Origin of the sequence: Chamaesiphon sp. OTE_8_metabat_110 (genome assembly GCF_031382685.1) — a bacterium.
Taxonomy (GTDB): domain Bacteria; phylum Cyanobacteriota; class Cyanobacteriia; order Cyanobacteriales; family Chamaesiphonaceae; genus Chamaesiphon.
Window position 1 is genome coordinate 1 of the sequence record NZ_JANMZA010000358.1, and the last position, 6,239, is coordinate 6,239.

The following is a 6,239-nucleotide window of genomic DNA, read 5'->3' on the forward strand; positions in this document are numbered from 1 at the left end:
ACTAAGTTATTCGGCGGTAACTTTTCCATACCAATTTTTCTCCCTTGCAAGCCAATTTGCACGAGTTTATGCTGGGGATTCCACGGTGCGGTAGCAACCTCAGTATTAATCGAAAATGGTTTATCTCCCGTCGGTTGGGGATAATCATAAGGGAAATAATTCACCATCTCCTCGATGCGCACGGCATCTTTGGGCGGCAATTGTCCCTCATTGATAAATCGCCGAACATTGCTATAACTAGCCGCATCCACGTCGATCGAGAAAGTTGAGAGCGGCTGTCGATCGGCAGTGTAAAATTGATTATCCGCGATCGATTTATAGCTTTCGTCAGTAGCTACTTCTGGTGGCGAAAACCCAGTTTGAGCGGCTTCCGTCGTATCCATCGAGCTACCTGTCTTGCTTTCCAGTCCAGCAGCTCTAGGAGTACTAGCTGTTTGGGTGGAAGCGCCACTAGTCGGCGCAGATGATTTTTGACTGCCAGCACCGCACGCGGCAAGGTTGCCCAGTAAAACAACGAGGCTAGTATAGACGACTATCGATCGATAAGCCGAGCGAGTAGAATCAGACATAATTAAGTTGGTGCAAATAGGTAGTGGACTTGTGTGAGTCGCGACTACTTCATGGCAACTGCCCGAAATGAACAAGGGTGCAGGGGGCAGCATCCCCAGGAGTTTGAGTATACCCTTTACTACCGTCACATCTGCGACGATTCCCGAAATATTCAAGCTAAATATAAGCTATGCAGCTATCCGAATACTTATTCGGATTATTAATTTATTTGGCAACGTCATTTTTCCATAGGCAACTTTTGTGAAAATATTGAGTTAATTTTTACGATCCTTTACCAGATTTTTCAATAACTCCTGAAGTCGATCGACCTGCTGCGGTTGTGCGCCGTATCGCCAAGCAGTATAGGCTTGGGAGATTTCTGCAACTGCCATGCTCGTTGCTGCCGATCGAGTCTCGCGGACTGTTTGGGCGTATTCTAACGGTGTTTGCGCGGGATGTTTGGGCACGCCGCGATCGCGTAATTGGGCTAACATTTGTTGATAGATTCGCTCGACTGGGGAGAGTTTTTTGAGCCATTGGCGATGTCGCCAGTTGGTGAATTGTTGCCAGCCCCACCACAGACAAAAAGCGATCGAGATTGCGATCGCACTACCGCTAAATATTCCCAACCAACCGCGATTAAACAGACCGAGAAATAAGGAAATACCGACGACCAACCAGCCGAGCGTCAGCGACCAAATTTGGGCGATCCAAGCGGTAACTGGCGAAGGCAACCAACTCGCTACCCAGTTCCACAGTTGCTGGAGGGCGCTAAAAGTTTGGTCTTCATCGACGCCTGGAGGGGTCAAGGGGTGTCCGGGAATCGGATCGAATGCCAACCAGCCATATTTGGGAAAATAGACTTCTGTGAGGGCATGTGCGTCGGTGTTGGAGACTTCATAGAATCCAGTAAAGGGATTGAATTTACCCGGATCGAAACCGACAACCAATCGGGCGGGAATCCCGATCGAGCGTAACATCATCGTGTAGGTCGTTGCAAAATCATCGGCATAACCGCCAGTTTCGCAGGTAGTCGATTTACCCTCGCAGCGAAACAGAAACCAGCTCGCGACATCGGCATTTTCGGGCACGCGATCGAGGCTTAGGGGGTTAGCTGGGAGGCGATAATGTTGCTTGAGATATTGGGCGAGGTAGAGGGATTTAGCGTAGGTAGATGTCAGCGGGGGGCTATTTTTACCGACTTGCCGTTGAGGATAATCGGTGACTAAATTTTGAGTGTATTGCTGCAATTTGGGCGCAATATCGGCAGGAATTTGGAGATAATATTCGACGATCTTGGGGGGATACTTGGTACTGGAGCGATCGAGTATTTGGCGATCGCGATAGGGCACCTGCGAGACAACAGTATAGGTCAATCCGGGCTGTAAGCCGACTGGCGATCGGACGATCCCTTCGGCGTCTAGCGCAATTTCGGGCGTGGGGAAATATAGCTCATTGATAGTGGCTAACCCCGGAATGATATTGGGCAAGTCTTCGAGCGCGGTATAACTCTGAATTACCTTCTTACTGGGGACTCGGGAATTGGGATAATCCAGGGTAAATTTATAATCCCACACCGGACGGCGCACCTTTTGCGTCTGCTCGTTGCGCGAAATTTCCCAGCCTTGCCCAGTATAGCGATCGAATGCCAAGGCGCGCCAAAATCCCGGCGCTTGGGAGCGAACGCGCATCACTAGCTTGGGCTTCATGACACCGCGCGCACCATTGCGATCGATCCGCGAGTTAAACCCATAATAGGCAGTATCATCCGTGCGTTCATCGCTCTGGCTATCGCCGCCGCCGTTACCGTCGATTTGCAGATTTTTGCCACTCCCAGCTTTACCTTTGCGCTGAAAGCCGGGATTAGTAATCCCCTTCGGGTCGAATTTCTTTTGCTCGTATTGAATCGGCGCACTCATCGGGAGCGAACCTTGATAGCCGCCAAAGCGCGGCATCAATGCGAAAATAACTAAGCCGATGCCCAAGACTAGCCCCAACAATTGCCCCAGTTTTTGCCACGGTAAACCGATGTTGGCGATTTGGGTGGGACTAGAGATCGTCAGTGGCGTCAGATCCAGCCGCGAGCGATAGTCGAGAAATAGTACCGGAATCGCGATCGTCAAAAATAACAGCAATAGCGGTGCAAAAGTCAACGTCTGACTCAAAGTACCCGCCACACTAATCAAGATTAACCCGATCGTCATCGAGTAGCCCAAATCCTTCCGGCGCGGTAGATCGAAGGTATGAATTACCTGCACCTGCACCAATAACTCTGCCAAAACCAGCCGCGTATCATTGAGACTCCCCACCAGATTCGCGACAAAATAGCCCAATGCCCCCAGCATCGCCAATGCTAGACCAAATTTAGCACCGATATTCCGCCCGTGACGATGAAACCAACTCCACGTCGCCCCGATAATACTCAGGGGAATCGCCCACAAACTCAGACTAGTATCAGCAGCGACATCGGTGGCAATAATCCCGACGATTACCATTGACTGTACTAGCACCCGTAACAATAATGATTCTTCGGGCGCAATCTTCGGCATCATTGCCATCTGACGCTGAATTTTGGCAAGCGGTGAAAGCGATCGCTCTGGTGCAGATGTGGGCATAATAAGAACGTGAAGGGCACCGATTTCGACCCACTAGCAAACTAGTTACCGATCTTCGCGATCGGCTTCGGGCGTTGAAGGTGGAGGACTGGTAAGTTTAGAGTTCCCAGATTCGACCTCAGTTGTTTCATATTCTTCAATTTTGGTTTCCCACGGAAATAGGGGCGGATGCTTTTGAATTACGGCATTCAGTTGTTTTTGAATTAATAAAGGTAATCGATCTTCCACGTTCGGCACTCACTCTCAAATTGATTTAGGTTTAGTCAATGGCATGGCAACCCTCGGTAATAATGCACTGTAACTGGTTAATCCCCGTCTTAATTTGAATATACACCACCGCTATCCCCAAATCAGGACACAACTCGATCGCAATTTGGGCTAAATTCGTCCGGTTTTGGTTAGCATAAGGGTGTTATGAGGTTTAGTGAATAGTGGATAGTGAATAGTGGATAGTGAATAGGGGATAGTGGATAGTGGATAGTGGATAGTGAATAGAAGTAATATCAATCTCTAATTAGAGAATGACACACCGATATTTAAAACCCTTTACCCTTTACCCTTTACCCTTTACCTTTCACGACAATATCAGTGTTCCAGCGATTTGTTTTTTAAAAACCATTGCTATGATTGCAACTCGATCGATCTCGACGCTCCCCACAGGTGCCCTCCGCCGCATCCATCATATCGCGCTCAATGTCAGCGACATGCAGGCATCTCGCCACTTCTACGGGACGATTTTGGGCTTACACGAGCTAACTGGCACAGAAATCCCTACAAGCCTGACAGAATTGGTTCGACAAGGACGGGTAGCAAATTTTCGGACTCCAGATGGTACCGTGCTGGATTTATTTGGCGAGCCAGACTTATCGCCACCATCACCCGATCTGACACAGCAATTTACCCGCGCCAATCATCTCGCCTTTGATATCGCCCCCGACTTATTTGAATTAGCCGTCCAGGTGCTGCACGATAATGGAGTCAAAATTGATGGCGAACCCGTCACTAGAGCGACCGGGCGCGGCGTATACTGTTACGATCCAGACGGCTTTATCGTCGAACTTCGCTGCGATCCACAATAGGGGATAAGAGATGGGAGACGGGGGACTGAGGGACTGGGGGACTAGCTAGTAGGGTGGGCACTGCCCACGAGCAAACCTTGACGGAGCAATGATTTGGGCTTGTTTTCGCGGTCGATCTTATCGAACTCAATCTCAATTGCGAATATTTGATGATTCGATCGTGCATATTTGGGATCGACGACAATTTAAAGTTATTTTACGCTCGATCTGCATCTAACCAAGCCACCAAATCATCCATTTGACTAAAATCTAACAACGCCTCACTCAACTCCTCCAATCGAGGCAGAGAAAGAGCCTTCACATGCAACTGCAACTCTGGAGACAGAACACCAACTCGTCTATTTAATTGCCGTAAAATCAAAGTCTGTGCTTCCTTCTGCCCGCCAATCCTTTCAGCCGCTTGGAGCTTTTCTAAATATAACGGCGATAACTGCATAATTAAATCTCGCTCCTCCGGTTCGATATTTGCTTTAGCTTCCAACGTAACTCTCAGATTTCCCAATAGATCCAAGACATTATCTCGATAGGGATGATTCATCGCTAGTGCAGCAACTTCCGCGATCGCTCTTTCCTGCACATTGCCCTTACCTAAGAGTCTAAACCATAGAGTCGCTGGTGTCTGTGGTAGTTGATGAATCACCACGATTCCCGTCTTCAACCCCGACGGCAAACGTATACACCATCACCCCATCGCTCCAACTCTAGCCTAGCACCGACACTCTCTAGCAAGCGATCGGATAGAGTTGGCGTTAAAATCCATAACTTAGGTAATAACTACAATTGTTCATCCGACTTAATTTTACCATTGTGCTGTCTACGACGGCTTTGGCGACCTCACCTAAGCGACTTATCAACAAGCACTGGAATCCGGTAATTCAGCTTCTACTGGGAAGACCGCCAGACAAACTCAAACAGGTTTGACAAAACTCGGTCTCAACTTCAAGGGGAAGAGATTCAACGATCGTGATTTTGAGTAAATTTAGCAGTTCTCAATCACGTAATCTCCTGCCGTCTTAGGGCGATTTTGATGTCAAACCGCTCTGCTCGTCGGCTGAAAAAGATCGAATCAACATCGCATCCCCAAAAGAGTAAAAGCGATAATCAGACTCGATCGCGACTTGATATAAGTCTAATAGTCTTTGCCGCCCGATCGCCGCACTGACAAGCATCATTAAACTCGAACCGGGTAAGTGGAAATTGGTAATCAACCCATCTACCACTCGCCATTGATAGCCGGGATAGATAAAGATATTCGTATCGCCGCTGTAAGGCTGCAACGTGCCCGTCTGAGCTGCCGTTTCCAGGACGCGTACCGCAGTTGTCCCCACGGCATATACCTTGCCACCAGCGGCTTTAGTGGCTGCGATTAGCTCGATCGACTCGCTGGTGATTTCCAGCCATTCATGGTGCATCTGATGGGTGGTAATATCCTCGGCTTCGACGGGGCGAAAAGTCCCCACACCTACATGGAGCGTAACGTGAGTTTGGCGGATACCCCTAGCGGTCAATCGATCGAGTAATTCCGGCGTAAAATGTAAGCCAGCCGTCGGAGCCGCTACCGCACCGGGAACTTTGGCATAGACGGTTTGATACTGCTCGGGCGTGGAAGTACTAGCATTGATATATGGCGGTAGCGGGAGTTCGCCAAAATCCGCCAACACTTGCAGCAGGGGGATATCGTCAGGCAAGTCAAATTGCAGTAACCTACCACCAGTAAATTCATCTCTAGCAATAATCGTCGCCGTAAGCTGCGGAATTTCACCCCCTGGCTCGCGTGCGGGGAAAACAATTTGGGTACCGACTTTGAGCTTGCGTCCGGGTTTTACCAGTGCCAACCAACAATTATGTTGCTGCTCGGATAACAGCAGAATCTCGACAGGTGCGCCTGTGGTTTTGGCACCATAAATTCGCGCGGGAATGACGCGAGTATCATTAAATACCAGCAAATCTCCCGGATTGAGAAAATCGCCAATCTCATGAAAGTGACGATGTTGAT

At 49.0% G+C, this 6,239-nt stretch carries 6 protein-coding genes; 1 reads left to right on the top strand and 5 read right to left on the bottom strand.

The genetic code is table 11. The features are described from left to right. From RMO52_RS13075 to RMO52_RS13085, 3 genes are all read right to left on the bottom strand, one after another. Positions 1-569 (bottom strand): von Willebrand factor type A domain-containing protein (locus RMO52_RS13075; protein WP_310414835.1); only part of this gene is annotated, 569 nt, incomplete at its 3' end. Positions 570-824: 255 nt separating this feature from the next. Further along, complete coding sequence (locus RMO52_RS13080; RefSeq protein WP_310414839.1) at positions 825-3,164, bottom strand: transglutaminaseTgpA domain-containing protein; 2,340 nt, start codon at positions 3,162-3,164, stop codon at positions 825-827. Positions 3,165-3,209: 45 nt separating this feature from the next. Beyond that, a complete protein-coding gene (locus tag RMO52_RS13085; RefSeq protein ID WP_310414842.1) occupies positions 3,210-3,401 on the bottom strand; it encodes a hypothetical protein in 192 nt (63 codons plus the stop codon). Positions 3,402-3,787: 386 nt separating this feature from the next. Here RMO52_RS13085 and RMO52_RS13090 point away from each other — a divergent pair, with 386 nt between their 5' ends. Continuing rightward, positions 3,788-4,243, top strand: a complete 456-nt coding sequence (locus RMO52_RS13090; protein ID WP_310414846.1) for a VOC family protein — start codon at positions 3,788-3,790, stop codon at positions 4,241-4,243. Between the two features lie 196 nt (positions 4,244-4,439). On the opposite strand, the gene RMO52_RS13095 is transcribed toward RMO52_RS13090, so the two are convergent. Together RMO52_RS13095 and queA are read right to left on the bottom strand one after the other, a co-directional pair. Beyond that, complete coding sequence (locus tag RMO52_RS13095) at positions 4,440-4,901, bottom strand: DUF4351 domain-containing protein (protein WP_310414849.1); 462 nt, start codon at positions 4,899-4,901, stop codon at positions 4,440-4,442. A 355-nt stretch (positions 4,902-5,256) separates the two neighbouring features. Then, a partial coding sequence (gene queA / locus RMO52_RS13100; protein WP_310414851.1) for a tRNA preQ1(34) S-adenosylmethionine ribosyltransferase-isomerase QueA occupies positions 5,257-6,239 on the bottom strand: 983 nt, incomplete at its 5' end.